The following is a 26,582-nucleotide window of genomic DNA, read 5'->3' as shown; positions in this document are numbered from 1 at the left end:
TCTATGTCGGCGGCGTGAACAAATGGTATTTGACCACCAATTGGATATATTTTCCTGCTGTGGGCATTATATACGGAAAACAGGAAAAGAGGGGAATCCATGTTTTGGGACGGTTGGCCCATTGAACGTATTTTAATACTGTTTGTCAGCCTGGCTTTCATGATGATCGGGATTCAAGTAACAATGTTCCATTACAGGCAAAATTTTCACCATAAATCCATGTGGGTACCCGTCATTGAAGCGCCTGTTTTTTTTATGACAGGTATTGCGCTTACTTTCTTCAACTTAACGTGGTTGAACGTTTTGTTTCAGGCAATGATGTGGATTGGAGTTATCTCCGGCATGATCGGCTCATATTTTCATGTTCGGGGAGTCGGTATCCGTGTGGGAGGCTGGGCGCTCCGCAATTTCCTGATTGGACCGCCGGTTACGCTTCCTATGATGTTTACGGCAATAAGCGTATTGGGGCTTATCGCGGTGTATTGGGGGGGTTGACTTTCGATGGGCACCATCATGAAAGAAAGGCGGAACCGAGCATGAGCGGAAAGACGCGCTATCCATCCTTTAACGTCTTGGATGAAAAAGATGCCTGGGATGACCATACGCAGCAAATTGTAACTTCGAGAAATCATGCAACAGTCAAGTATCAATTTCTACATGAACGTGAGGCTGAGATATTACGTTGCATATGCAGTTTGTTAGTAGACGACTCTTCACCCGATGCGCTTGAGTTCGTCATCTCCCACATCGATCAAACCTTGAATTCGTCACCTGGAGAAGGGCAAAGAAAAGTCGGAGTGCCGACCGCGCCGCAATTGATTCGGCAAGGGTTGAAGGCGATGGAGCAGTTTTCGCAACACATGTACTCCACTTCTTTTACAGAAATAGAAACCGAAAAACAGAAGCAGATGATCCAAAGCATCAGCGAAGGTAAAGCAGACCCAGCAGCTGTATGGAATGGTGTACCGCAGAAGGAACTGTTTGAAAAACTGATGAGGTTGACGGTCGAATCCTATTGCTCTCATCCCGGGGTTTGGTCGGAGATGGGTTATGCGGGTCCGGCCTATCCGCGAGGGTATGTGCGTACTCAGCTAGGACAATTGGATCCTTGGGAGGCGAAGGCGGAATATGAAGCGTAAATATGCGAATGATGAGGTTGACGTCGTCATCGTAGGCGCCGGAGCTGCGGGAGGTGTGCTGGCGAAAGAATTAAGTGAAGCCGGTCTCTCAGTGGTCGTCCTTGACGCCGGTCCGTTCCGGGACCCGCAGAAGGATTTTGCCAGCGATGAGCTCTCTATGAAGAATCTTGGTTGGCAAGATACGCGAATCGTAGACGGCAACGATCCGCTCACAATGGGTCATAATAATTCCGGCCGGGGTATCGGCGGTGGAACGACCCATTTTACAGCGGTTTTTTTGCGGTTTCAGGATATCGACTTTAAGGCGAAGACACTCGATGGAATTGCTGAAGATTGGCCGATAAGCTATGAAGATCTTGAGCCTTATTACACCCGAACGGAAAAAGAAATTGCCGTATCCGGGCCGAAGCATTTTCCTTGGGGACATTTTAACGGTCCCTATCCATACCCGGAGCGGGAGCCGCTCAGTCCCAACGCCTATATGTTCATGAACGGTTGTGAAAAGCTGGGGATCCGTTCGTCCGTTGCGCCGTTGGCCATTTTATCCGCTCCGTTCGAAGGCCGCCCCCCTTGCATAAACCGTGGATTTTGCAATCAAGGCTGCATGCCGGATTCCAAATTCAGCACGCTCATCGTTCATATTCCAAAAGCCATCAAAGCGGGCGCCGAAGTATTGCCGGACTGTATGGTAACACAAGTGCTGATGGGCAAAGATGGAATGGCCAAAGGCGTAACGTTCGTGCATAACGGTACAACGTACAAGCAAAAAGCAAAAACGGTGATTCTGAGCGCTTTTGTAGTGGAAACACCCAGATTGTTGCTTAATTCGGCTAACAGCCAGTTCCCGGACGGGCTTGCGAACAGCAGCGGAATGGTTGGAAAATCGATCATGGTGCACAGTAGTCACGACGTATATGCCAAGTTCGACGGCGAAATCCGTTTATACAAAGGAACACCGGTCCTCGCGACAACATTGGATTTTTACCGGACAGACCGGAACCGCGATTTTGTCCGCGGCTATACGCTTCATTCCCATGGAGCGAGGCCGGTTGAATTCGCAAACGGGGTCTCGAAGGCGCAGGGCGGCCCGATTTGGGGCGAGCGTTTTAGACAGGCGTTGCTGGATTACAATCATTACGGCAGAGTCACGTTGGTCGGTGAAGTACTGCCGAATCCGAACAATCGGGTTACATTGGCGGATGAGAAAGACGAGTACGGATTGCCGCGCGCCAAAGTGACTTTCAGTTACAGCGAGAATGACCGGAAGCTGATTGCGCACGCAGTACGGACAATGAGCTCCATTTTGGAAGCCGAGGGAGGGAAGGCGGAGTTCGTCGTTCCGGATACGGCACATATGGCCGGGGGATGCCGAATGGGGAACAACCCTGCCGATTCGGTCGTCAATTCATACGGTCAAAGCCACGATATCCCGAACCTGTTTGTATGCGATGCGAGTATTTTCGTCACTTCGGGTGCGGGGAATCCGACGAACACGGTCATGTCGCTTGCTTTGCGTACGGCGGATTATTAAAGAAAAAGCGAAGAAACGGGAACTGCAAACAAGCCGGGGGTAACCGGCTTGTTTGTGCATTTTCAGCCGATTCACTGCGTCATCTATCCATACGGAACACCATATTTTTTCATAAGATATGGTTAGTTGTCGGCAAAATGCACAGCGGGAAACGAGGCGATCAAGTGAACCTTGGGAATTGGATTGAACAAACGATTATTATCCTTGTGTTGTTCATTTTGTTGGTCATTATTTGTGTTATGTTATTTTAAGGATCGCCCTCCCTTTCCGTTGTCTTCTTGGCGCAAGCGGAGGGCGATTTCTTTGGGTTATACTGTGCGATAATGAATATAGCCTATTTGGGTGAACGTTATATCCTATGTAAAAATTTAAAGACTGTATCAACTCTCGTCTATTTTTTAAGGCATAGCAAAGGCCGCCCTCAAGGTGGAAAGCGGCCTTTGCCTGTGTTTTTAGAAGAAACCTCCGAATGGATGCCCAAACCCGTGACCGAAGCCGAAACCAGGATGCCCAAATCCATGACCGAAACCAGGATGCCCAAATCCGTGACCGAAGCCGAAACCGGGATGCCCAAATCCGTGATGACCGCCAATTGCAAGTAAATCAAACAAAACAAGGGGAATAAAAGCTTTTGTACTTACTTTTCTATTTCCGGGTTGATGAAGAATGAGTTGATTCCCGTTTATTTTGACCAGCTTTCCGGAAATCACACTTCCGTCTTTTTTGAGAGCGTAAATTGATTTGCCAAGCCACTTTCTCGCTTCTTTTTTGGTCACATGCTTCCGCAATTAGATCACCTCCATTATGAGATGGCGGCATAACCATATATGCCACCAATACAGGCCTCCTTTCACGCTCCTTAATCTCCACCATGTGAGATTACGAGCTCGATGCAAGTCGCCCTTTTAAAAAATTACAGAGACTTACAATGGTTGTTTGTTGGTGGGATGATATAGCTTATGTCTTTCACTGGAATTCGTAATGTACACATGTCTAAAGAACAAATTATGTACTATTGTCTTAATTTAAATATTTAAAGTTATAATTCATAATCGCTCTCACTGCATATTTCGGAAGGACTTATGCCCAATGCGTCTGCAATAGCTTGTATAGTCGACATCTTGGGCTTTGTGATCTTGCCATTTTTCAAATTTGAAACCGTAGTAAGTGAGAGCCCCGACAGCTGGGCTAATTCGGTCGTGCTAATATCCATTTCGGCCATAAGAATGCGTAAATTTTTTCCGATGTCATCTTTCATCCATGCATGATCAAGAACATTGATTTTTTCTGCCAAGAGTAAAACAGCCTTTCGGTCATTCGGTTTGAAAAACCGGGCATATATTTTAACGGGAAATTGATTTGAATACTTATCCAAATAAGTGATCCTGGTTGAAAAGTGACCTTCATTGAAAAGCTTGGGAATCTGTTTCGTTATAACATACTTACTTCCTGCAGGGAGGAGTTCATAATAATTCCTTGCAAGCAATTCTTCCTTTGTATACATCAATACTTGGCAGGCAAGGTGGTTGACATTCAAGATCCGGCCCAGCTCCTCATCTGACATCAGTTCGACTACAATAAGGGAATATTTATCATATCCATCGAAAACTGCATGACTATTCTTGGTATCATCAATAAATATTTCCGCAGCGTGTTTAGGCTCCGTTATATTTTTGCAGAAGATGCAAATGCCGGTCACCTTATCATTTATATATTCTGGAATTGCAATCATGTCTAACACGATGCGGTGTCCGTCTTTATGCAGCAAGCTTATTTCTCCGCGTTGAGGTTCTCCTTGAAGCGCTTGTTTGAAATTTGCCAATGAACTGTCTGAATCGTCAAATTGATTAAAAAAAGTTTTGAACGGTTCCCGACCCATCTCCTCTTTCGAATAGCCGACCAATCTTTCGAAAGCAAGGTTTGCTTTCATCAGACTTCCATCTGAACTTAGCATGACAATAGCATCGGAGGTGTTTTCAAAAAACAGCTGAAATCGCTGTTCATTCAAGTAAAGAATCTGCATATTTTTTTGTTTTATTTTATACGACAAAATACTTATGCAGACCGAAAGAAATACACTTATGGCAAATACTTCGTGTCGAAAAACCATGCCGTAATTGTAACTCTCAGGGACAATCCAAATTCTGTCAATCGTCATATGTACAAAGTGCGATAGAAAGGAAAAGGCTATGCCGCCCCATAAACCGTAATAGTAAGAAACAATGAAAACCGGAACAAGAAACATGATCCAAATCAAGATGTGGTATATCAAAATATTGCTTGTACTTAAGAAAAATAAAGGAAGGAAATAGATGCAGATCGTGATCATCCAAACTCTCGGAGGCATTAATCGGAAAAATCGCATCATGTCACCACCCAATATGTCTTAAAACATGAATTCATTTTTGGATTTACTTCACGGTGTCTAATGGTTACAGTTGGACTTATCTAATGATATGAATAGAAGCGCTTGTACAGTACATAATGCGGGTCGCCTGATTAATGAGTGCTTTAAATAGGTGAAAAGGCCTGCGCGCGATTGGAACGTTACTCATACAATATGATTGCAGGAATGATTAACACTTTATAAGGAGGTATTGGGACATGTCTAACTTGTCAAAGAATGTTCTTGATACGGTTAAAAAGAATACAGGTAAAAGTATCTCTCAACAAGAAATCCAGAAGCTTGCCGGAAAAGTCGGTCCACAGACTATGAAAAACGAGGCTAACTTGAGACAACTAATAAAAAATGTCGCCGCTATGGCGAAAACGCCAGTGTCCGAATCGACGATAAAAGAGATTATACGAGCTGTAAAGAGCGGGGCAGTAAAACCGGGAAAGTTGGATCAAATGATGAAAATGATGGGTAAGAAGTAACTTTGCAAAGAGTCAGAGACACCAAGCTCTGACTTTTATTGTAGGCATGGGGGAGAGAAGATGAGGCGAACAGCGATTGAAGCTGCAGAACAATTTGTATTGAATCATTTTTCCGATTGTACTGTAGCTATATTGTCTGGGAGTGTGGTTCAAGGAATGGGAACAAAGCAATCAGATCTCGATATCGTTATAATAGATGACACTAAGACTTTTCCGTTTCGAGAATCGTTTTATGAATCTGGTTGGCCGATCGAAGCATTTGTCCTAACCAGAGATACTTATCGTGATTTATTTGAATTCAATGTAGTCCAAGGGTTGCCTTCGCTGCAAAGGATGTGTGCCCAAGGAATCATCATAAAAGATGATGGTACCGCAAGTGAGCTTATCGATATTGCGAGAGAAATCTTAGCAAAAGGGCCAATGCCTTGGACGGTAGAAGAAATGAACCGAGTGAGATATGAAATTAGCGAATGTTTGGAAGATTTAACAGGTTCAGATTGTCATTATGAAAGTATTTTTATTGTGAATAAACTGGCCGGACTTGTCCATGAGTATGTTTTAAGAATGAATGGGTGTTGGATAGGAGATGGAAAGTGGATCGTGCGTTCGCTTCAAATATACAACAAACAGTTTAGCGATCAATTTCTCGATGTATTGGATAAATTTTATAAGACGGAGAGAAAAGAGGCGATCATTCAATTTATCGATGATATACTAGCGCCCAATGGAGGGAGACTTTTTGAAGGTTATTCAGAAGGGAAATATATATAATCTCTTTGTAAATTATGTTTTAACCGTCGCAGTGTCTCAATCGATAATCGAATAATTCTACATGATGCAATCAGCCAGGATATTATATGCTGGCTGCCTGTCTTTAAACATGGTTGAAGAAAATGCGATACTTACATATTGATACATCTGCTTGAAAAATACGTGGACAAACATCCACTCAAAAGAATCGATGGAACATACAATAGAATATGTAGCACTGAATGCGATAGAGGATTTATTCCTAAGGGGGTTACCATAATTGCCATCTAAAAATGATCGTGTAAATGTGGCTAATGACACAAAAATAGGGAGAATTAACATAGAAACTGTTAGCGGTGGGGTTGTAATATTTGGAAATACATTGTCCGTATCGCCCTCGAGTAATTCAAAATCTGTAAGCGGGGCAGGTTCCTCGCTTACTGGGGATTCTCCATCTTCTATTACGATTTTTAACTTCCAATTTACTCGAAAGGCTAAATCACAACGGAAAAAATAATAGAAATATGTAACAGCTAGGATAGAATATCCCAGCTGTCTATCATTAGACATGTCCAAAGAAACTCCGGGAAACGATAACGAGCAAGATGAACAAAACCAAGATAGCACCAGTACTTGTAAACCCGAACCCGCCTACTGCTGACATAAATAAGACACCTCCTTTTTTCCGATAGTTTACTGTATGTTTGTCGATTAGTCTCAGCGTGGGCATTCCTACCGGGATATGTGTTGAAATTAATAAAGTTAAATGAAGCTTTGATCATGGCAAGGAATTATTATTTCGCTTTCTGGATATTAGCTTCTTTGCGCGTTTGATGTTCATTGTTATATATAAAATCGAACACGAGCCTCATCACGAGGCTCGAGTTGCGAAAGAGGCGATGCAGGTGCTGTAAGTCGGCACAACGTGATGCAGGTGCGGTAGGAGGCGGCACAATAAATAATATGCGATGCAGTTTCGGATTGAACAAGGTAGTCACCTATATTTGATAGCTTTTCGAGCCTATTTAATGAATGTGTATCAAATCCTCTGAAATCAATTGCGGATGAACAGAAAACCGATCCATTGATAGACTTACCTATGAGATAGATCTTAGTCTACACACTTTCTAAGTATCCTACATAAATTAATAAAAAATATTTAATGACATTCACGCGGAAATAAACAAGTGATGCTGATCGAACGCGGTATCCGGACGCATGAAAAATGGACTCGAAATACTCTTGACATCTCGGCAGTACCGATCTTAAAACAAGAAAATCACTTGCCGGTACTCGTTGATGTTAGTCATTCCACCGGACGCAAAGACATTATTGTGCCTTGTACAAAAGCTGCACTCGCTGCAGGGGCCGATGGGATTATGGTTGAAGTACACCCTGATCCATTATCTGCCTTGTCAGATCCAAAACAACAATTAAGCATTAACGAGTTTATTCATTTCTGGGAGCAAATCAAAGATTCAAGCCTCTTCTATCATAATCAGCCGAGAGACTCCGACTTATAAGTGGTAGATGAATCGGCTCTTAGCATACAAGGTGTTGATGTTGTGGGGAAATATGGTATTACTTCTGTATGAGAGGCGTTTTCTATAGATGGCACACAAAAACCGAGCCGCCTTGATTCGGGGCTCGGTTTTTGGGGAGGAGTCATTCAAGCGCAATGTCAGGCGCCATATATTATACGCTGGTTGATTATTACTTGAACCGGTTGTTTATCCGGATATCAAGTCTATTTTTTTATTGTGAGTTATGTATAGCAGCCAGGATGGATCATCCCAGCTGCCTGCAATTAACAACCGAAGAATACTGTCCGAGTGATGATGACGAGCAGGATGAAAAGAACCAAGATAACACCGGTAGAAGTAAACCCAAATCCGTGTCCAACTCCTGTCATGAAAAAGACACCTCCTTTTTTCCGATAGTCTACTGTATGTCTGCGGATTGAATTGAGAATGGGTACGTTAATTAGGGAAAATGTTGATTTTTTTAGATTTTCACCGAGAATAATAGAACACGAGCCTCGTAACGGGGCACATGTTCGAGAAAGGCGCTATCGTGTTGTTTTGACTGATGAACAAGCCGCATAAGTGGGTGGACTATTATACAAATACTGTTATACCTCCCGACAACAGCGATTGTGCCAAATACATGTATGACTAAGGAAGTAGTTGGATTGGACTTATAACCCTCCTAGATCTTGTGCGGTAGAAAGTTATGAACAAATGCGCGCTATTACACAGGACAAAATATTTATCTTAAGGAAGCGACATATTCATGTGTAGAGTGAGTGATCGGAGGGAGAAACATGCCGCAATTACCCGTGCGGGACGCTTGGTTTAACGAGAAGAGGTTTCGGTTTCTGGATGCCGGGATGACACCGATGAGAAATGCTCATGTGTATGCATTCGTGCATGGATTCACGCCATCAGGACAACCGCTGTTCGTGCAAGGGCAATACAATATTGCAGATACTGTGCCGGGAGATCCTTTCTACAGTCCATTGTGGCTAGTGAATTATGTAGTCGTTCCGCAGAATTACATACCCAACTCCATTCGTTCCGAAGAAGATATTTTCCGGAATAATTATCATATCGAAGTGACAGGAGACGTCAGCAATTGCCCTGTCGTTCCTCAAGGTACGGTTGCTCCTGGTTTTATGGTAGTTCCGAGTTGGTATAGAAATCAGCAAATCTTTTATGTAGATATCGGTTTAATGCCTTTTAAAGCGGCAAACTTTTATGTTTTCGTCCGGGAGAGCAACGGGCAGTTGATGCGGATTTCGGAGCAGAATGATGTTCTTGATTCGGTTCCCGGATCGCCCGGCTACAGTCCCGTTTGGAGAATAAATTGGGTATTCCCTCCAATGGATTACAAGCCGAACTCGATTCGAAGCGTAAGACAGTTGTTTGCGACCGGATTCTTGATCAGTCCTACAAAGCAGTTTATTAATTGCCCGGTTATCTTGGTTCGTTACAGATAACGGATCGTATCCGTCTGCTCCCAAAAACGTGACATTCACGGAAGACGGCTATGACCCTAACCGTTTGATCGTCAATTCAAAAGGGCAGCTCCAGTACTATATAGCGCATCTGGATTATAATCCTTTTGTCGGAATACCGACTGAAATGGGCAATAATCCAGTAAGAAACATCGTATTGGCGTATCATCCGGATAATTCCACTCATGGTATAATTCCTGGACCGCATATATCGCAATTATCCGGACAAGTCTAACGCCCGATGAAATTTATTGCATTTAATGCATCTGCGATACCGTTTCCAAACGAAAATGAATCTCCTAGACGTTGTGCGGTTTGATTTAAAGTTTCGCGCACTTGCGCATTTGTCAAATTTGAGGATGCTTCCCATATTAGAGCGGCTTCACCTGTTACATGCGGAGCTGCCATAGATGTACCGGATCTAGTCATATAATTTCCCGGCACTGTACTCAGAATATCTACCCCTGGCGCCATTATTTCCAGTTCCGGACCAACACTTGAGAAGCCGGCACGATTGTTTTGACGGTCAACGGCTCCGACAGCAATAACAGAACCATATTTCGCGGGATATTCAATCGTCCCTTCTGAATTGAAACCTCTATTCCCGGCGGCGGCCACAATCAACATACCGCTTGAAAAAGCCGTGTCCACTGCCCTTCTTAAGGTTGTATGATCGCTGTCAACCCCCAAACTCATATTAATAATATTCATATTGTTGGTTATTGCCCATTCGATCGCCGCGACAAGATCACTGACTTGTCCGGTTCCGTTTTTGTTCACTGCCTTTATGGCGTATAAACTTGCTTGAGGAGCCACCCCGACTACACCGACAGAATTATCCAATGCGCTTATGATTCCGGCGATATGCGTCCCGTGTCCGTTATCATCCATAAAATCCTCTGTTCCTTCAACAAATGTGGCACCGCCGCTTACTTGAAGATCTTCGTGAGTGCTATCAATCCCGGTATCGATTACCCCCACTTTAATCCCTTTCCCGGTAACCCCTCTTGCTGAAGTATGAACCTCGGGGGCTTTTATTTTTGCTACCCCCCAAGGAATCACTTGTTCGATTATATATACGTACCCGTCATCCTCAACATATTCTATTTTCGGATTTTTTGAAAGCTCTTCGGCTGCTTGAGGCGAAAGCTCCGCGGCAACGACCGGCATATATTTATACTGTCTTTTAATTTTTCCCCCGTATCTTTCGATCAGAGCAATATCCACGGTATCGTGAAATCCGATTAAATATGGGCTGGCATCCGGTCTTTCAGCCAAAACGTGAGTACCGCCAAAGGTTATCATCATTAGTGATACAAAAATGCTCAATACTCGACATATCCGTTTCATTTATCCGGTCTCCTTGATTTGTAAACTGATCCAAATATAGAACGAGTATGTCCATTTTCATCGGCAAGTTATTCGAATTTCTCAATTTTGAATCAGATCCAGCCGCATGCGTGAAACGAAAAACAGGCCATTTCCGATGGGAAATGACCTGTTGCTGCTTTTGTTGACTTAGAATCCGTGAAAGAAAGTGCGGCTGATGATGACCAAGAGGATAAAAAGCACCAAGATTACACCTGTGGAAGTAAAACCAACTCCACCAAATCCACCAACTCCAGTCAATATAAGCACCTCCTTTTTTCTGTCTGCACTAGACTATGTGGAATGTGCGTATATAGTATGGACTAGTGTCGTAGGCATCTGTTGAAATACAATTCGCTCTTTAAAAATTTAAATGGGACAAACAGCCTTAACAAAATTTTAAATGACCGTGAAAACGGCTAAGTCTGCGTTTGAAAATCCCTTTTGTAAGCTATCTTACAGAGACAAAAGAGGGATTGCGATAAAGTAAAAAGAAAATGTAAGCGATGGGGCAAAAGGAGATGAAATTATTGAGACGAAGCAAAGCTTGGACAGGATGGATATTTATTGTTATTTTCAGTATCGTGCTCGCAGGTTGTTCACAATACAAGAGCACAGGAGGTTCCGGACCAGATCAAGATTTTTTGAATGCAAAGTGGGAGCAGTTGACGGAGCAAGCCAAAGGGCAAACTGTGAATCTGTATATGTGGGGCGGCAGCGACTCGATCAACAAGTATATCGATGAATGGGCGGCCCCTCGGTTGAAGAAGAATCGGATGTTACGCTGAAGCGGATTCCGATGAATGATACAAAGGACATTATCAATAAACTGCTTGCGGAAAAGCAGGCTTCTTCAAAAAAGGGCAGTATCGACATCATCTGGATCAACGGTGAAAATTTTAAAACTTCCAAAGAAAACGCATTGCTATGGGGTTCTTTTGCTTCGAAGCTGCCAAACGCTCAAAAGTACGTGAACCTGGACTCACCGGACATTGCCAGCGACTTCGGTCTGCCTACGGAAGGACTGGAAGCGCCATGGGGCAAAGCGCAATTCGTGTATGTCTACGACTCGGATAAGGTAAAAAACCCTCCGAAATCGATGAACGAATTGAAAGAATGGGTTCGGAACAACCCCGGAAAGTTTACGTATCCGGCGCCGCCGGATTTCACGGGAAGCGCATTTGTCCGCCAAGCAATGTATGAAACGACCGGGGGGTATAAACAGTACCTAACCTTAAACCAATCTTCTTCCTCGGCGTTCACATGTTCAACATTACTCCATGCATGACGTAAAGCGAGACTATATATTCTTGCTGCAGCTTCCCTTAAACAATGATCCGTACGCCGTTTATAAGGTGCACCCGGTAACGATTCGCTCACATCGTAAACAGATGCGGCCAATAATCTTTGCGGGAACCTGTGTGGGGATGATTCGCCGCCCAGGCGAATACGCGTCTCCAAAGATCCGGATCTTTAAAAATAATGGAGTACAAGCGTTTTTCGAGTAAAATGCGATCATGAAGGGAGGAAAAATGACGAAATGTCCTGGATGTCCGATCAGGTACACGCGAATAACCTATCCAGTTGAGGGGACCATGTAAAGTACAAAGTAGTGGATTCCATTGCAATGAATGTATTGAAGAATGAAGGAGCATGCACCAATTTGAGTAACGCTGTAAATCAATTGCCCGATGGAGCGGCGAAACAAATGATTCAAAGCGCCGCGATAACTTACAAGTATGTCCTAATGATTGAGCCGTAGCGCACTATGCCAGCTTTAACGGCAATCTTTAAGGACGAAAAACTTGAATCGTCCTTCAACAATTCATCATACTTTTATCACATATATGAACTACGATAATGCTACATAATCATGTTTTTATGCACACTACTGAACAGGAGATGAGTTTAAATGGCAGTTCAGTCTTTAACGTTAGATGTAAGAGGAATGTCGTGCAGCCATTGTGTGAATGCGATTGAGAGAGCCTTAAAGGAAATCGGTGGCGTGAAATCGGTCGATGTCGATCTCAAAGGAGGCAAAGTTACCGTTTCTTACAATGACGTCGAATTGGACAAAGTAAAACATGCTATTGAAGATGCAGGGTATGAGGTCGTATAAGAGGGGGATTCACAATGACTTCAACAACACATGATCATCCGAACGCGCAACCCGGAGAGGAGCGAATCACGCTCGGAATTACCGGGATGACTTGTGCCGCGTGCATAACGAGGATCGAGAAAAATCTCTCGAAAGTGCAAGGGGTGAAACAAGTAAGCATTAATCTTGCAACCGAGAAAGCCACGGTTGTTTATGATCCGCGAGAAACGACAGTGGATCAATTGATCGAACGTGTAGAGAAAACGGGGTACGGCGTGCGTGAAGAGAAAGTTACGTTGTCCGTTAGCGGCATGACATGCGCCGCGTGTGCGACTCGTATCGAAAAAGAACTGAAAAAAGTGGAAGGCGTTATCAGAGCTCACGTCAATCTGGCGAACGAAAAAGCGACCATTGACTACATTGCCGGAAACGCAACAGTGCAACAATTGATTGCTGCCGTGAAGAAAGCAGGTTATGAAGCAAAACCGGCGCAAGAAATGGACGCCGATACGGAACGCCAGTCGCGGGAACAAGAGTACAAAGAGCAAAAGAAAAAGTTTATGCTGGGCGCTCTCTTATCCATACCGTTCTTTCTTCAGATGGTTTCCGACTTTGCCATGGAATATGAATTTCTACCGGGTTTTGCGTTTCATTTGAATCCGTGGGTTCAGTTTTTGCTTGCAACGGTGGTTCAATTTTATGTCGGGGGACATTTTTACACGGAGGCCTATAAAGCTTTGCGGGGTGGCAGCGCGAATATGGCGGTATTAGTTGCGATGGGCACTTCAGCCGCATATTTTTACAGCTTGGCGCTTACCATCACGGGAGCAACAATGGGACTTTATTATGAAGCTGCAGCCATTATCATTACACTGATTGTGCTAGGGAAACTGCTCGAAGCCAGGGCGAAAGGGCAAACTTCCGAAGCGATCAAAAAGCTGATGGGATTGCAAGCGAAAACCGCTCGAGTCATACGGGACGGCAAGGAATCCGATATTCCGATCGAAGACGTTGTGGTCGGCGATGTTATTTTCGTGCGAGCGGGTGAAAAAATTCCAGTCGACGGAGAACTGATCGAGGGCAGCAGCTCCGTCGACGAATCGATGCTGACCGGAGAAAGTATGCCCGTGACCAAAAATGTAGGAGATACCGTAATCGGTGCTACGGTCAATAAACACGGATCCTTCAAGTTTAAAGCGACCAAAGTAGGCAAAGACACGGCACTCGCCCAGATCATCAAACTGGTGGAAGAAGCTCAAGTTTCGAAAGCGCCGATCCAGCGTCTGGCCGATAAGATTTCCGGTATTTTCGTTCCGGTCGTGATCGTGATCGCAATCGTCACTTTTGTTGCTTCCTATTTTATATTGGGTATGACTCCCGCTCTCATTAGCGCAGTAGCGGTCCTGGTTATCGCCTGCCCATGCGCCCTCGGTCTCGCGACGCCGACAGCCGTGATGGTCGGTACCGGGAAAGGCGCGGAGAACGGAGTGCTGATTAAAGGCGCGGAACATTTGGAAAGCGCCCACCGCCTGACCACCGTTGTGCTCGATAAAACCGGGACGATTACCAAAGGTCAACCGGAAGTTACCGACATCGTTACGTTCGGCGATTATTCAGAGAATGAATTGCTCCAATTGGCCGCAACGGCTGAACGCGGTTCCGAACACCCGCTTGGCGAGGCTATTGTGAACGGCGCTAAAGAAAAAGGTTTAGATGTAGGCGAAGTGTCGAGATTTAACGCGATTCCCGGATACGGCATTGAAGCGGACATTGGGGGAAAAACGATTCGAATCGGCAACAAGAAGCTTATGCAAAAATATGGCGTTGACATCAACGATCAAGCATTAAATACGATGGAGGAACTCGAGGGACAAGGAAAAACAGCGATGCTCATGGCTGTTGACGATCAATTGTCCGGGATCGTTGCGGTTGCAGACACCGTGAAAGAAACATCCGCCGGAGCGATTGCATTGTTGAAAGAAATGGGTATCGAGGTCATCATGATTACGGGCGATAATCGCCGAACCGCGGAGGCCATCGCTAAACAAGTAGGGGTGGACCGTGTTCTTGCGGAAGTGCTGCCCGAAGATAAGTCGGCGGAAGTGGAAAAGCTGAAAAAGGATGGGAAAATTGTCGCGATGGTCGGGGACGGCATTAACGACGCCCCTGCATTGGTGGCTGCACATATCGGCATCGCGATCGGAACCGGAACGGATGTGGCCATCGAGGCCGCCGATATCACCCTGATGCGCGGCGACCTGATGGGCATTGTCAATATGATCCGGCTTTCCAAAGCGACCATGAGGAAAATTCGCCAAAACTTGTTCTGGGCGTTTGCCTACAATGCAATCCTTATCCCGGTAGCAGCATTCGGATGGTTAACTCCCATTCTTGCCGGCGCAGCGATGGCGTTCAGTTCGGTCTCTGTCGTGACCAATACCTTGTTTTTGCGCGGCTGGAAGCCTGTTCGCGCTTGAACTAACAGAATGACAAGCGGTGATTACACTGGAAAGTGGGTGGTTAGTGATGGATGAATTATTCTACTTTATAGCTCTTGTCGCGGGAATTGCAGGAGCTTTATTTATCTGGCGCTACCGAACTAATAAGCAAAGAGCGATCGTCCGGGCGATCCGAAAACAAAAACAAAAAGGGGAATAGAGCGGAAGAAGCCACCATCAGGCAGCTTATTTAAGGGTCTCAGTAATTGAAAAGTCTGATGTCGGACAGTGTACGCCTATCCCACTGAATAAACAAAAGGTTGTGTGAATCTAACCGCTACGGGAAATCGCTCCTGTAAAACATATATCCTTCACACACCGGTTTTGGACAAAACTGCGTACTTCCATTCCAATGGCCCCAAACACAGTTGCGGCATTTTTGCGGCGGTTTCGCAGAAATGTTGAGTGAGTAGAGGTTTTGACGCTTCATTTCTGATCTCTCCTTGCATGTGCTTGATAATGCATTACTGGTAAAATGCCCAGATTTAACCAGTATTATGCGAAAGAGCCATCCAGATCTAGAGAACTGTTGATTAGGCAATCATAAAACTGGAAGGGTCCCAAACTCGGGACGCTTCGATTTTCGCACTATTCAAATAAACGAATCTCACCGGGAACGACAATGCGGAAGGGGAAGACCACCTTGCTTTCGTCCGCTTTCCAGGCCTCTACTTCCATATACATCGTGCCGGCGGTATGTAGAAAGTTTCCGGTCAGTTTATACGTTCCGTTTCCGAGATTAAACGCCGTATTTTCTTTTCTCCATTGTTGTCGGGTATTTTACCGGCAAGCCGGTCAGCCTTATGGCTGCAATGGACGGCCTGCTAGCCGGGATTATGGGCGGTATGATGGGAGCCATGCTTGGAGTTATGGTGATTTACCAATCGCCGGCTCTGATCATTTTATTTGCAGATGTTATTTTTGCGGTCGTCATGTATTTACTGATTAAGTTGATTCATGAAGAAGCCCGTGTTGAACCGAAGAAGAAGGCGGCATCTTCGCAAAAAGAAGGGGTGCCGAGCACGCGATTTTTTGCCATCGGATTCGGTCTTCTTGTGATTTTGATCGTGGCAAACCAAAGCGGTGGTTTCTCCAATCTTTTCACGGCAACGAACGCATCCGTTGAAACGGCGCAAGCGGCGGAAACCGTACAAGCGCAACAGGTTAATGGAGTGCAGGAAGCCACTGTCACGGTTGAGAAATTCGGATATTCGCCACAGGAAATCAAATTGAAAGCCGGTGTGCCCGCCAAGCTGCATTTTCAGAAGGATTACAGAGGCGGATGTCTTTCCTTCTTGGTGATGCAGGATTTCAACATCCAACAACCTCTTCAGCAAGGAAAATCGACGATTGAATTGACTCCGACGAAGCCGGGCAAATACCTGTTTACATGCGGCATGGGGATGTATGGAGGATACCTGGTTGTGGAATGAAACGAAAATAGTTAAACGAAACGTAAACGGAGAAAGACTCGCTCTATCAAAAGCAAGTCTTTCTTCATATTATTAACACTGAAATTAGGCAGCCATTTTACGGCATTCTTCCGCACATTTTCGGCACTCATCATCGCACTGTTTGCAATGAGTGTCTTGGAATTTGTGGCATTCGGCTGCGCAAGCGTCGCAAATTGTTGCGCACAGATTGCAGATTTCCTTGGCATACGTACTATTTCGGGACATGAATCGAGCGGACAACGCACATATGTCGATGCAATCCCGGAATCACAATACAAAGGGGAATGATTAGATTAGGGAATGAAAATCCTAATGACAGGAGGGATGTATAATGATGGACGGTTCTATGATGATGGATGGCTCCATGATGGTAATGATGTGTTTCATCATGGTACTCGGTTTAATTCTCTTCATTGTTGTTTTGGGAGTAACGGTTTATATCGTGGCACGATTGTTAATGAGGAAGTGCAGAGTCGAAGATCGTCCCCTGATGATCTTAAAAGAACGCTATGTTAAAGGTGAAATTAATGATGAAGAGTTCGAGCAAAAACGAAGATTATTGAAAGTCGAGACGCGGTAAAAGTGAGAAAGGAAGAGTTAAGATGGCTGCTCCGATAGGGGCGGCCTTTTGTATTTACGCGTGACTAATACTTCATGCTCAAACTTTCATCACATTTTTGTCCTATAATACAATTATGTTTTTATGCTGTCCGACTGCAAATAATAAATGATATACCGAGGTAAAAAGGGATGTACGAATTTCATGTTTCTATTGTTTGTTGGATCCCTAATGCCGTTGACTTTGAACGCGCCATTCGGGTTTGTGCTTCCTCCGATCTTTGCGGTGGGAACCGCGATGCCGTATCTTCTCTTCGCAGGTTTGGCGGTCGGCTTTGGACTTGATCGGAGGATGGTTCGTAAAACAAAACGTTGGGGACTTGCGATTCAGCGAATGGCCGGGATATTCTTCCTGCTGTTAAATATGGATGTGATTCTCGAGTCCGCAGATGGCAATGAATCGATTGTCTCTTATCTTATTTACATTCCCGGCCCGATGGAGTAGAAAGGACCCGCCTATGTCAAAATTACATCTGCTTGTCGTAGACGATGAATGGAATACGCGAAATCTGCTTCGTATTTATCTTACCAAAAGCGGGTTTCAAGTAACGGAAGCGGCGAACGGTCATGAGGCGCTGAAGCTCATTGAACAACAGTCGTTTGATCTCATTTTACTGGATGTTATGATGCCGGACATGGACGGGTGGGAAGTATGCAGACGAGTTCGGCAAACGAAAATAACGCCGATCCTGATGCTTACGGCACGTACGGAGACAAAAGATAAAGTGCAGGGGCTACATCTCGGAGCGGACGATTATGTGGTGAAACCTTTCGAACCCGATGAGCTCATTGCCCGCGTGTTTGCGCTGTTGCGCCGCTCCGGTATGCCCAATATAACGGATCAGCTTCCAACGATGATTTCTTTCCAGGACCTCCAAATATATCCGGAAGCCCGGCAGGTCAAAGTTAAGGATCAACCGATCGACTTAACGCCCAAGGAATTTGACCTCCTGCATTTCTTGGCAAGTCATCCGAACCGTGCGTTTACTCGGGAAATATGTCTGCAACAGGTTTGGGGGGAGGATTTCTTCGGAGATACCCGTACTGTGGATACGCATGTAAAACAGATTCGCGAGAAATTGCGTGCTGCGGACCTGTCTTTCATGCCGATCCAAACGGTGTGGGGAGTTGGCTACAAATTTGAACCTTCAGAGGAACCCTAATGAGAGTGAATCGAATTGTTGTAAAGCTGGGCGGAACGATCATTTTGCTGTTTTTGGTCATTTTACTGCCTCTAGGCTTCGTTATGAATCAAATTATTACCGGTTTTTATTACAATCAAGTGCAAAAGGAAATTGGGAAATTAGCTTCGCGTTATGCGGATGCGATCGCCTCCAATCGGGATGCGATGACCGTCGGCATGATCGAAATGATGTCCGCCTATTCGGATGTCAAATTGGTGATAACGGATGTAGAAGGGCGGGTAATCGCCAATTCGGGAATTGCATGGATCGGCGAGGAATTGCGTATTGCCGAGGCGGAACGAAAGCTTCTGGAGCAAGGCAGGTCCGTTCAAATTGAAATGGAAGACACCTCGTCGGATGAACGTTTCATCGCGATCGGTCAACCGGTCATCAACCAAAACCAATATTACGGATCCGTATTCGTCTTTTCGTCAGTGAGCGGAATGGACGAATCGCTGCAAAAAGTAAGGCAGTTGCTGATACTATCGAGTATAGGCGCATTTTTTCTGGCGCTTGGATTTACATTTATTGTTTCTAAAAAACTTTCGGAACCGTTAATTCAGATGGAGAACGCAACCCGCCGGATCTCCAAAGGAGATTTGGATGTAAGGGTGCGCATTCCTTCCGACGACGAGGTCGGTTCTTTAGCGAAAGCGGTGAATGATTTAGCTGTCGACTTGCAGCGATATCGGGACACGAGAAGGGAGTTTTTGGCGAATGTGTCCCACGAATTGCGCACACCGATGACTCATCTGGAAGGGTATGCGAAAGTTTTGAAAGAGGAGCTCTATGAAACGGAAGAAGAAAAGCGGAAGTACTTGGATATCATCTATCAGGAATCGGTTCGTTTATCACATTTGATCTACGATCTGTTTGAACTGTCGAAAATGGAGGAAGGCAAAATCAGCTTGCAGATGGAATCGACCGATTTGTCCGACTTGATCATCAACGTGATTCGGAAAATCGAGCCGAAGGCGAGCGGCAAGGGGCTTAAGATCCGTATGGAATTGCCGGATGATCTTCCGCTTGTATATGTGGATGGATTGCGAATGGAGCAAGTATTTTTCAATTTGCTGGATAATGCCATCCGTTATACGGAGCAAGGGTCCATTTGGGTACAAGTCATCCATTCCGCTGCCTGCGAGCTCATTACGGTAATTGAAGATACCGGTGTCGGGATTCCGGCGCACGAATTGCCTTATATTTTCGAACGATTTTATCGTGTGGAAAAGTCTCGCTCCAGAGAATATGGAGGGACCGGATTAGGGCTGGCCATCGTCAAACAGTTGGTGGAGTTGCAGGGTGGCGCGATCCAGGTATTTAGCGAGATCGGTAAAGGAACGCGTTTCGAGATTATACTTCCGGTTGGAGGGGATGCTCGTGAAACTGACTGAGTGGTTAATTGCCGTTTCATTGGTGATTGTCGGATTATCCTGTTTGACGATGTCGGCGACGTCCATGATGAATCCTTCCTCACTTACCGCCTACTTGAATAATCTAATCCAAATCTGTCTATGGATCGGCATACCGGCTGTAATCGCAGGAATTTTGTACATTATGATCAGAAGAAAAAAAGGCGATCCGAAATGAATATCACTAGTTCATCATACAATCATCACGCTTTCCTCACAATTTACGGATAGACTTATCCTTGTAAGATTAACGAAGGAGGAGGCAACGCAAATGAAGAACAGAAAGACGATGTTGATCGCTACATTCGTTTTAGCGGCATTAGTCATTGCCGGACAGCAAGTATTTGCAGCTCAATCGGACGGGCCGCAAGGCATGGGCAACATGATGAGCGAAAACGGAATGAACGGCATGATGCAGATGATGGAGAATAAAGGCATGCAGAAGATGATGGATGCAATGGATTCGCCGGAAGGCAAACAAATGATGAACTCCTGCAGCAAATTTATGGAATCCTATGAGGATCAGGAGACGTGAACTATGGGTTGCTGCGGATCTTCTTCAAAACACAATAATAAACAAACGCATTCTGAAATGGATAAAAGCTTGAGTCCGCTTGATTTATTAAAAATTCGTCTTGCGAAAGGCGAAATTACCTTTGATGAATATGAGAAAACAAAAGCCATGTTACAACAATAACATCATGAGGAGGAATAAGCTTGCAATGGTTACAGGTTCTAGCCTTATTAGCTTGCCCTTTGATGATGCTCTTTTGTATGAAAGGCATGTTCGGCGGAAGCAAAGAGTCTAAAACCGCTTCGGCACAAAGCCATGGAACGGATATAGTAATCCAGCAGCTGCAAATTCATTTGGCGGATCTAATGGAACAAAACCATAAGTTGATGAAAGAAATTGAAACATTGAAATCAACGTCCTCCAATATAATTGAATTGACAGAGGATGAACTGTCGAAAAAGGAAATATCCTGATGCTCATATAAACTGAATGCTATAAATTTACGGATAACTTAACTGTAGGGGCTGTCCCAAAAGTCATCATAGATGACTAACGGTTAGCCCGATTTATTGTTGCACCATGATTTAAGGAACCTTTTGATGAATAAAATGTTCAAATAAGTATTTGAATAATTGCTTTGACATACCCAAGCTTATTCTACAGGTTAAAGATAATGCCGACAAAGCAATTCATCGTAGGTAAAATAACGGAAATTAACTCAGTTCAAAAACAAGATAAAGAACAAAATTACGAGCACCACTAATAAGTTATCCGTAAAAGTTGGGTCGAATCCCGGCTTTTTTCTTTTTGTCATCTTTAACAAAGTCTCGCCGGCCACGTGAGAGCACGGCGATGCGGTTGCGAAGTGAACAAACCGCAGGGTTCGTGCTGCCTAGGCAATGTCAATAAAAACGGAAGAATGCTTGTAACGGATGAATAAAGGTAAGAAGCAACGCGAAACAATAAGTTAACATTAACGAGAAAAAGCTATTGACTAAATATAGGGTACGGGGGTATACTAAGAATCAAGAAAGGAAAATAATACAATGAGGAGCGAATTACAATGACCAATGTAACATTGAAAGTGGAAGGCATGAGCTGCCAACATTGCGTGAACTCGATCGAAGGAGCGTTGAAGGAGATCGGCGCGACGGCAAAAGTCGATCTGGCAGCAAACACCGTAGCGGTTGAATTCGACCAAGGCAAACTGACGCTTGATGCGGTGAAGGAAGCGATTGAAGAGCAAGGTTACGATGTAGTGGCGTAAAGCTTGCGCGAATTGACCTTGACTCGACAGAAGGGATGGATCGGAAATGGAAGCGGCAACGCAAAATACGAAACAAACGACGCTCCAAATTACCGGTATGACCTGTGCGGCATGTGCGAACCGAATTGAGAAAGGTTTGAACAAAATCGAAGGGGTCAACGCCGCAAACGTAAATTTCGCCCTCGAGAAAGCAAGCGTAACTTACGACCCTGTGAAGGTCGACATGAACCGGCTGGAAGAAACGGTTAAGAAGCTCGGTTACGACACCGTTAAAGAGACCGTGGATTTTCAACTGGAAGGCATGACATGCGCCGCTTGCGCGAACCGGATCGAGAAGGGCTTAAATAAATTGCCCGGCGTCACGAAGGCAACGGTGAACTTTGCGTTGGAATCGGCGCATGTGGAGTTTTCGCCGGGTGAAGTGTCCGTACCGGACATGCAAAAGAAAGTGCAGCAGCTCGGTTATAAGGCGATTATTAAACAGGAGCAAGCTGACCGAGGGGAACACAGACTTAAAGAGATACGGCGTCAAAAGCAGAAATTGATCGTCTCCGCCATATTGTCATTCCCGTTGGTATGGGCCATGGTAAGCCACTTCTCATTCACATCCTGGATTTATATGCCCGAGATTTTGATGAATCCATGGTTTCAATTTGCGCTTGCCACGCCCGTTCAGTTTTATATCGGCTGGCAGTTTTATGTCGGCGCGTATAAAGCGCTCCGGAACGGCAGCGCAAATATGGACGTGTTAATCGCGCTTGGGACGTCGGCGGCATATTTCTTCAGCTTGTATTCGGCGCTTCTCTGGTCTTTGACCGGAAATGAGGCTCATCACGCACCGGCCCTCTACTTTGAAACGAGCGCCGTTCTCATTACCTTGGTTATATTGGGCAAGCTGTTTGAAGCGTTGGCCAAAGGCCGCACGTCGGAAGCGATCAAGTCGTTGATGGGCCTTCAGGCGAAAACCGCGCACGTCGTGCGGGACGGTCAAGAAATGACGATACCGGTCGATGAGGTCATTGTCGGCGACATCGTTCTCGTTCGTCCCGGCGATAAAGTGGCGGTTGACGGTGTAGTGCTCGAAGGGACTTCCTCGGTTGACGAATCGATGCTGACGGGGGAGAGCATCCCGGTAGACAAACGCGCAGGGGATTCCGTAATCGGAGCGACGATCAACAAGTATGGGATGCTGAAAATTCAAGCGACGAAGGTCGGGAAAGAAACGGCGCTTGCGCAAATCATTAAAGTGGTAGAGGAAGCGCAAGGCTCGAAGGCGCCTATACAACGGGTAGCTGACGTCATTTCCGGCATATTCGTTCCCATCGTAGTCGGAATTGCAGTCTTGGCCTTCTTGATCTGGTACTTTGCCGTAACGCCGGGAGATTTCGCCGGCGCGTTGGAGAAAGCGATCGCGATTCTCGTTATCGCCTGCCCTTGCGCGTTGGGTCTTGCGACGCCGACATCCATTATGGCGGGATCCGGCCGGGCGGCGGAGCTTGGCATATTGTTTAAAGGCGGCGAGCATCTGGAGCAGACGCATAAGCTCGACGCTGTCATCCTCGACAAGACGGGAACGGTAACGAAAGGGAAACCGGAGCTGACCGACGTGATCACCGATCGGGACGAGACGGAATTCCTTCGGTTGGTCGGAGCGGCGGAGAAAAACTCGGAGCATCCGCTTGCCGAAGCGATTGTGGCCGGCAGTCAAGAACGGGGCATTACGCTGCCCGCGACCGAAGACTTCGAAGCAATTCCCGGATACGGCATTCGTGCGTCAGTTGAAGGTAAAGAGTTGTTGATCGGCACGCGTCGCCTGATGGAGAAATATGATGTCGACGCGAAAGCGGCATACGATGCGATGTCACGCTTGGAGGAAGCCGGCAAGACGGCGATGCTGGCCGCCGTCGACAAGCAATACGCAGGTATCGTCGCAGTTGCGGACACGATTAAGGAAACTTCTAAGGCAGCCGTATCGCGCCTGAAGGAAATGGGTATCCAAGTCATCATGATTACGGGCGATAACGAGCGGACCGCCAAAGCGATCGCATCGCAAGTCGGTATCGATCATGTGTTGGCGGAAGTGCTTCCGGAAGGCAAAGCGGAAGAAGTGAAGAAGCTGCAGCGGCAAGGGAAGAAAGTGGCCATGGTCGGCGACGGCATCAACGATGCCCCGGCGCTTGCGACAGCAAATATCGGAATGGCCATCGGCACGGGCACCGACGTCGCAATGGAAGCGGCGGACGTCACTCTCATGCGCGGAGATCTTACGAGCATCGCGGACGCGATTTATATGAGCCGCCGGACGATGAGCAACATTAAGCAAAATTTGTTCTGGGCGCTTGCCTACAACACGCTCGGTATTCCAATCGCGGCGATCGGGCTGCTGGCGCCTTGGGTCGCCGGCGCAGCCATGGCTCTGAGCTCCGTATCGGTCGTGCTTAATGCGCTTCGATTGCAGCGGGTGAAGATCCGAACCTAAGGGAGAGTAATAATATGGGGGAGAAAATGAAAATTGCGGTCGCTCCCGCTATTCAAGTCGGCGGAAGTTTGTTTACTCCGGAGCAGTTAAGCCGCATCGGTTTCCTCGCAGGACCCGATGCGCAGATCGAGATGACCTCGTTTAAACAGCTTTACGTTGAAGTGGAAACCGGCCGATTGGATGAAGTGAAAGAAGAGCTCCGCAAGGTCGGACTTGAAGTGTATCCTGCCGGTTTCGCAACGAAAAGCCTGATCGCTTGCCATTTCTGCAGAGGAGCGGAAGATGCCGGATTGGAAGCGGCCAAGAAGCTGAATCGCGCAATCGCGGGTATTGAAACTCCAACTCCGTTGAAGGTCGGATATGCCGGATGCGGACTTGGCACGAGCGAACCGCTGCTTAAGGATATCGGAGTCGTCAAGACGAGGGACACTTTCAACATCTATATCGGCGGCGAGCCGAAAGGCCTTAAAGCTTCCGTTGCGACGCTGTTTCTAGAAGGTGTGTCGGAAGAACAATTGGCGCCCGTCGTTTCAAAATTGATTGCCTACTATAAAGAGAACGCTAAAGGAAAAGAAAAGTTCAAAAAGTTTATGGAACGCGTGACTATTGAGCAATTAAAAGCGATTGTTGCGTAGGAAGAATAAGCGGGAATACCTTTTCCAAAGGGTTTTCCGTTTTTTTATGACCGCTGTCTGAACAAGTCAACAAAGTCGCCTTTCCTGACAAAGCAGGTCACGCGAGTGTGGGGCGGAGTTGGGACTCAGCGGCCGGGAGTTCGCAAGAGGGGCTGCACAATCATTAGTCGCCATTCCTGACTATTAGTCAGGATGAAGCTGCTTATTTCCGCCAACTTCACGCCGAAATCACCCATTAGTCAGCCATTTCGTACAATTAGTCCGGAGTAGTTTGCTTATTTGTCGGGAAAGGCGACAATCGGGAATATGTGAGGACAAGGGGTTACAGAGCCGTTTGCTTTCACACTTTTAATTCCGCGTGTTGTAAATCGGACGTCTCGATTTGAATGGTGCAGTGCATTATTCGGAATCGTTCCTGCATTAACTTGATTGCGTGCTGGAGTATAATCTGTTCATCCGCTTCTTGTTCCACCAGCAAATGCGCGCTTAAAGAGTCGAGGCCTGAAGTAATCGTCCAAATGTGAAGATCGTGAACGTTCCTGACACCTGGGATGTTTTCCAGAGCCTCCTGTACCTCTTCAGACCGAATGGACGACGGTGTACCTTCCATCAGAATGTGCACGGTTTGTTTCATTACTCCCCATGCTCCCCGCAGAATTAATACGGCGACAAACACGCTGATGATTGGATCCGCGACGTACCAGCCGAATGCCAGCATTAAGATTCCAGCTGCAATAGCTCCCACAGATCCGAGAGCGTCTCCAAGCACATGTAAATATGCGCTTCTTACGTTCACATTATCTTTAACATCGCTTTGTTTTACCAACACCCAGGCGCTGGCCAAATTCGCAAGCAAACCGATCGACGCAATGGCCATCATCGAGCCGCTCGCCACTTCAGGGGGAGCAAGAAACCGCTCATAAGCCTCTCTTGCGATAAAAAATGCAATGATAAAGAGCGTTACACCGTTTAATAAAGCAGCCAGAATTTCAAAACGATGATAGCCGTAAGTTTTTTCCGGAGTCGCCGCTTTAGCGGATAACCATAATGCGAATAAACTAAGCGCCAACGAAGCGGCATCGTTCAGCATATGTCCGGAATCGGACAGTAAGGCCAAGCTGTTTGTAAGCAAACCGCCGAAAAACTCCAGCAGCATGATTCCTATAGTAATCGAAAGAGCAATCACCAACCCCTTTTTGTTGTTGGGGACGTGGCTATGTCCGTGATGCCCGTGGCCATGATGGCCTCCATGTCCATGATTACGGTTGGTTTCTGTCATAGCGCTTTCCTCCATTATACGAGCATATATTCATATGTATTATGCACTCGGTGCCCGGAGAATAACGGACACGAGTGCAATATAAATAAGCGTAGTGTGTATGGGTATTGCCGGGACGGGAGCGATCCATTTGCTCAACGGTCTATACGATGCGAAGCTCGACAAAGCGCCGGTGTTGGCCATCGCCGGACAGGTTGAAACGGATTTACTCGGTTCGGATTTCTTCCAAGAGGTGAACTTGGATCGGTTGTTTGACGATGTAGCGGTATATTCGCAACGCGTGATGTCTACGGAACAGCTTCCGACTGTCGTCAATCAGGCCATCAGAGCGGCGTATACTCAAAAAGGGGTGTCCGTATTGATCATTCCCGACGATATCCCTAAGTTTGAAGTAGAGCGTGAGGCGCGAAAGACGAGTTCCTCCTTTGCGGTACCCGAAGTGAGACCTTCGGGTTTAACACGA

Annotated in this window: 31 protein-coding genes and 3 pseudogenes; 25 read left to right on the top strand and 9 right to left on the bottom strand. The window is 46.0% G+C overall.

The features are described from left to right. Positions 1-99 precede the first annotated feature (99 nt). The 3 genes and pseudogenes from JET16_RS26395 (at position 100) to JET16_RS26385 (ending at position 2,713) form a co-directional block, all read left to right on the top strand. Positions 100-495: a hypothetical protein gene (locus JET16_RS26395; protein ID WP_199622621.1), complete on the top strand. Its 396-nt coding sequence runs from the start codon at positions 100-102 to the stop codon at positions 493-495. A 41-nt stretch (positions 496-536) separates the two neighbouring features. Further along, on the top strand, positions 537-1,139 hold the full coding sequence (locus JET16_RS26390) for a gluconate 2-dehydrogenase subunit 3 family protein (protein WP_199622618.1): 603 nt from the start codon (positions 537-539) through the stop codon (positions 1,137-1,139). Beyond that, a pseudogene (locus JET16_RS26385) lies at positions 1,129-2,713 on the top strand (GMC family oxidoreductase). The gene JET16_RS26390 and the pseudogene JET16_RS26385 overlap by 11 nt, the downstream one beginning before the upstream one ends. Before the next feature lie 409 nt (positions 2,714-3,122). On the opposite strand, the gene JET16_RS26380 reads toward JET16_RS26385, so the two are convergent. Both JET16_RS26380 and JET16_RS26375 read right to left on the bottom strand, forming a co-directional pair. Further along, complete coding sequence (locus tag JET16_RS26380) at positions 3,123-3,458, bottom strand: hypothetical protein (RefSeq protein ID WP_199622613.1); 336 nt, start codon at positions 3,456-3,458, stop codon at positions 3,123-3,125. A gap of 251 nt (positions 3,459-3,709) precedes the next feature. Further along, positions 3,710-4,678 (bottom strand): PAS domain S-box protein, encoded by a 969-nt coding sequence (locus tag JET16_RS26375; protein WP_199622610.1) that lies wholly within the window; start codon positions 4,676-4,678, stop codon positions 3,710-3,712. 596 nt (positions 4,679-5,274) lie between these two features. Between JET16_RS26375 and JET16_RS26370 the strand changes: the two genes are divergently transcribed. Together JET16_RS26370 and JET16_RS26365 are read left to right on the top strand one after the other, a co-directional pair. After that, positions 5,275-5,547 carry a stage VI sporulation protein F gene (locus JET16_RS26370; protein ID WP_199622607.1) on the top strand — a complete coding sequence of 91 codons (273 nt, stop codon included), beginning with the start codon at positions 5,275-5,277 and terminating at the stop codon, positions 5,545-5,547. Between the two features lie 60 nt (positions 5,548-5,607). Further along, complete coding sequence (locus JET16_RS26365) at positions 5,608-6,318, top strand: nucleotidyltransferase domain-containing protein (protein WP_199622604.1); 711 nt, start codon at positions 5,608-5,610, stop codon at positions 6,316-6,318. Between the two features lie 57 nt (positions 6,319-6,375). On the opposite strand, the gene JET16_RS31255 is transcribed toward JET16_RS26365, so the two are convergent. Next, on the bottom strand, positions 6,376-6,867 hold the full coding sequence (locus JET16_RS31255; protein ID WP_456093988.1) for a hypothetical protein: 492 nt from the start codon (positions 6,865-6,867) through the stop codon (positions 6,376-6,378). Next, positions 6,860-6,961, bottom strand: a complete 102-nt coding sequence (locus JET16_RS30370) for a YjcZ family sporulation protein (protein ID WP_233532302.1) — start codon at positions 6,959-6,961, stop codon at positions 6,860-6,862. The genes JET16_RS31255 and JET16_RS30370 overlap by 8 nt, the downstream gene beginning before the upstream one ends. Before the next feature lie 505 nt (positions 6,962-7,466). On the opposite strand from JET16_RS30370, the pseudogene JET16_RS26355 reads away from it, so the two are divergent. Beyond that, positions 7,467-7,820: pseudogene (locus tag JET16_RS26355) on the top strand (bifunctional 3-deoxy-7-phosphoheptulonate synthase/chorismate mutase); the annotation flags it as partial. A 284-nt stretch (positions 7,821-8,104) separates the two neighbouring features. On the opposite strand, the gene JET16_RS30365 reads toward JET16_RS26355, so the two are convergent. Continuing rightward, on the bottom strand, positions 8,105-8,209 hold the full coding sequence (locus tag JET16_RS30365) for a sporulation protein YjcZ (protein ID WP_233532301.1): 105 nt from the start codon (positions 8,207-8,209) through the stop codon (positions 8,105-8,107). A 411-nt stretch (positions 8,210-8,620) separates the two neighbouring features. Between JET16_RS30365 and JET16_RS26350 the strand changes: the two genes are divergently transcribed. Beyond that, positions 8,621-9,295 carry a hypothetical protein gene (locus JET16_RS26350; RefSeq protein ID WP_199622601.1) on the top strand — a complete coding sequence of 225 codons (675 nt, stop codon included), beginning with the start codon at positions 8,621-8,623 and terminating at the stop codon, positions 9,293-9,295. Positions 9,296-9,544: 249 nt separating this feature from the next. Here the strand turns inward: JET16_RS26350 and JET16_RS26345 are convergent, their stop codons facing one another. Both JET16_RS26345 and JET16_RS30360 read right to left on the bottom strand, forming a co-directional pair. After that, a complete protein-coding gene (locus tag JET16_RS26345) occupies positions 9,545-10,663 on the bottom strand; it encodes a S8 family peptidase (RefSeq protein ID WP_199622598.1) in 1,119 nt (372 codons plus the stop codon). Positions 10,664-10,831: 168 nt separating this feature from the next. Beyond that, on the bottom strand, positions 10,832-10,942 hold the full coding sequence (locus JET16_RS30360; RefSeq protein ID WP_233532300.1) for a sporulation protein YjcZ: 111 nt from the start codon (positions 10,940-10,942) through the stop codon (positions 10,832-10,834). A 269-nt stretch (positions 10,943-11,211) separates the two neighbouring features. On the opposite strand from JET16_RS30360, the gene JET16_RS26340 reads away from it, so the two are divergent. Next, positions 11,212-11,469, top strand: a complete 258-nt coding sequence (locus JET16_RS26340) for a hypothetical protein (protein WP_199622595.1) — start codon at positions 11,212-11,214, stop codon at positions 11,467-11,469. An 11-nt stretch (positions 11,470-11,480) separates the two neighbouring features. Continuing rightward, entirely contained in the window at positions 11,481-11,969 is a 489-nt protein-coding gene (locus JET16_RS26335; protein ID WP_233532299.1) for an ABC transporter substrate-binding protein, read from the top strand. 88 nt (positions 11,970-12,057) lie between these two features. Here the strand turns inward: JET16_RS26335 and JET16_RS31200 are convergent, their stop codons facing one another. Then, positions 12,058-12,336 carry a DUF2515 family protein gene (locus JET16_RS31200; RefSeq protein ID WP_199622589.1) on the bottom strand — a complete coding sequence of 93 codons (279 nt, stop codon included), beginning with the start codon at positions 12,334-12,336 and terminating at the stop codon, positions 12,058-12,060. Positions 12,337-12,593: 257 nt separating this feature from the next. Between JET16_RS31200 and JET16_RS26325 the strand changes: the two genes are divergently transcribed. The 15 genes from JET16_RS26325 (at position 12,594) to JET16_RS26260 (ending at position 24,840) form a co-directional block, all read left to right on the top strand. Beyond that, positions 12,594-12,800, top strand: a complete 207-nt coding sequence (locus JET16_RS26325) for a copper ion binding protein (protein WP_199622586.1) — start codon at positions 12,594-12,596, stop codon at positions 12,798-12,800. Between the two features lie 14 nt (positions 12,801-12,814). Further along, positions 12,815-15,256 (top strand): heavy metal translocating P-type ATPase, encoded by a 2,442-nt coding sequence (locus JET16_RS26320; protein WP_199622574.1) that lies wholly within the window; start codon positions 12,815-12,817, stop codon positions 15,254-15,256. Positions 15,257-15,305: 49 nt separating this feature from the next. Further along, positions 15,306-15,437 (top strand): hypothetical protein, encoded by a 132-nt coding sequence (locus JET16_RS30700; protein ID WP_267908759.1) that lies wholly within the window; start codon positions 15,306-15,308, stop codon positions 15,435-15,437. A gap of 643 nt (positions 15,438-16,080) precedes the next feature. Continuing rightward, positions 16,081-16,710 (top strand): cupredoxin domain-containing protein, encoded by a 630-nt coding sequence (locus JET16_RS26315; RefSeq protein ID WP_233532298.1) that lies wholly within the window; start codon positions 16,081-16,083, stop codon positions 16,708-16,710. 352 nt (positions 16,711-17,062) lie between these two features. Next, on the top strand, positions 17,063-17,311 hold the full coding sequence (locus JET16_RS26310) for an SHOCT domain-containing protein (protein ID WP_199622571.1): 249 nt from the start codon (positions 17,063-17,065) through the stop codon (positions 17,309-17,311). Between the two features lie 183 nt (positions 17,312-17,494). Further along, the gene (locus JET16_RS26305; RefSeq protein ID WP_199622569.1) at positions 17,495-17,794 is read left to right on the top strand and encodes a hypothetical protein; all 300 of its coding nucleotides are present in this window, start codon (positions 17,495-17,497) and stop codon (positions 17,792-17,794) included. Positions 17,795-17,807: 13 nt separating this feature from the next. Continuing rightward, positions 17,808-18,512 (top strand): response regulator transcription factor, encoded by a 705-nt coding sequence (locus tag JET16_RS26300; protein WP_199622566.1) that lies wholly within the window; start codon positions 17,808-17,810, stop codon positions 18,510-18,512. Then, a complete protein-coding gene (locus JET16_RS26295; protein ID WP_199622562.1) occupies positions 18,512-19,927 on the top strand; it encodes a sensor histidine kinase in 1,416 nt (471 codons plus the stop codon). Before JET16_RS26300 ends, JET16_RS26295 begins: the two co-directional genes overlap by 1 nt. After that, entirely contained in the window at positions 19,914-20,123 is a 210-nt protein-coding gene (locus tag JET16_RS26290) for a hypothetical protein (RefSeq protein ID WP_199622546.1), read from the top strand. The genes JET16_RS26295 and JET16_RS26290 overlap by 14 nt, the downstream gene beginning before the upstream one ends. Positions 20,124-20,216: 93 nt before the next feature. Continuing rightward, the gene (locus tag JET16_RS26285; protein ID WP_199622543.1) at positions 20,217-20,480 is read left to right on the top strand and encodes a hypothetical protein; all 264 of its coding nucleotides are present in this window, start codon (positions 20,217-20,219) and stop codon (positions 20,478-20,480) included. Between the two features lie 3 nt (positions 20,481-20,483). Further along, on the top strand, positions 20,484-20,642 hold the full coding sequence (locus tag JET16_RS26280) for an SHOCT domain-containing protein (RefSeq protein ID WP_199622540.1): 159 nt from the start codon (positions 20,484-20,486) through the stop codon (positions 20,640-20,642). Between the two features lie 20 nt (positions 20,643-20,662). Continuing rightward, a complete protein-coding gene (locus tag JET16_RS26275; RefSeq protein ID WP_199622537.1) occupies positions 20,663-20,932 on the top strand; it encodes a DUF2933 domain-containing protein in 270 nt (89 codons plus the stop codon). A 590-nt stretch (positions 20,933-21,522) separates the two neighbouring features. Next, entirely contained in the window at positions 21,523-21,726 is a 204-nt protein-coding gene (locus tag JET16_RS26270; RefSeq protein ID WP_199622534.1) for a copper ion binding protein, read from the top strand. A 46-nt stretch (positions 21,727-21,772) separates the two neighbouring features. Then, complete coding sequence (locus JET16_RS26265; protein ID WP_199622531.1) at positions 21,773-24,205, top strand: heavy metal translocating P-type ATPase; 2,433 nt, start codon at positions 21,773-21,775, stop codon at positions 24,203-24,205. A gap of 14 nt (positions 24,206-24,219) precedes the next feature. Next, on the top strand, positions 24,220-24,840 hold the full coding sequence (locus JET16_RS26260) for an NAD(P)/FAD-dependent oxidoreductase (RefSeq protein WP_199622528.1): 621 nt from the start codon (positions 24,220-24,222) through the stop codon (positions 24,838-24,840). 340 nt (positions 24,841-25,180) lie between these two features. Here JET16_RS26260 and JET16_RS26255 read toward each other — a convergent pair whose 3' ends face one another. After that, a complete protein-coding gene (locus JET16_RS26255) occupies positions 25,181-26,119 on the bottom strand; it encodes a cation diffusion facilitator family transporter (RefSeq protein ID WP_199622525.1) in 939 nt (312 codons plus the stop codon). Between the two features lie 94 nt (positions 26,120-26,213). Here JET16_RS26255 and JET16_RS26250 point away from each other — a divergent pair. After that, positions 26,214-26,567: pseudogene (locus JET16_RS26250) on the top strand (thiamine pyrophosphate-binding protein); the annotation flags it as partial. Between the last annotated feature and the right edge of the window lie 15 nt (positions 26,568-26,582).

The sequence above is a fragment of the Paenibacillus alkalitolerans genome, from assembly GCF_016482785.1.
GTDB classification, from domain to species: Bacteria; Bacillota; Bacilli; order Paenibacillales; family YIM-B00363; genus Paenibacillus_AE; species Paenibacillus_AE alkalitolerans.
The sequence above is the reverse complement of the archived record's forward strand: the minus strand, read 5'-3'. Positions and strand labels throughout refer to the sequence as shown.